The following is a 527-nucleotide window of genomic DNA, read 5'->3' on the forward strand; positions in this document are numbered from 1 at the left end:
GTATCCGTATTGGCAGCTCCAACTATCGCGACTTACTATACAACAGACGTGTACGCTACAGGAACAACGCCAGCAGGTGCAACAAAAGTAGCGCTTTATGTAGACGGTAAATTCGTTCGCTACGCAACGGTAACGGATGGCAAGTTCTCTATCTACACAGGAGACCAAGCGAAATTAGCAACAGCAGGAAATGAATTCCAAATTGCTTCCGTTGATGCCAAAGGAACAATTGGTAACATGGCAACTGCCACAGTTCAAACAGATAATCGTGTTGTATATAAATTGACAGCCACAGAATATAATATGGCAACAGATCAGAATGTTAGTGGAACAGCTGGATCAAGCATCACCCGTGTGAAAATTTTCGTGAATGGTGATGTTAAACGCCAAACAAGCGTTGCAAATGGCGCTTATGCTATCTATGCGAAAGACGTGATTACATCTGCCATTGACACTGTAGAAATTGCGGGTTATGATGCCCAAGGATTTGAGCGCAGTCGTGTTACAGTACCAGTAACAAGTGTCGC

1 protein-coding gene is annotated in these 527 nt (G+C 43.8%); it reads left to right on the forward strand.

The window, feature by feature from the left end; translation table 11 throughout:
• Window positions 1–527 (forward strand): immunoglobulin-like domain-containing protein (locus EP57_RS17000; protein ID WP_338151741.1); only part of this gene is annotated, 527 nt, incomplete at both ends.

It is taken from the genome of Listeria booriae (genome assembly GCF_000766865.1).
GTDB lineage: Bacteria > Bacillota > Bacilli > Lactobacillales > Listeriaceae > Listeria_A > Listeria_A booriae.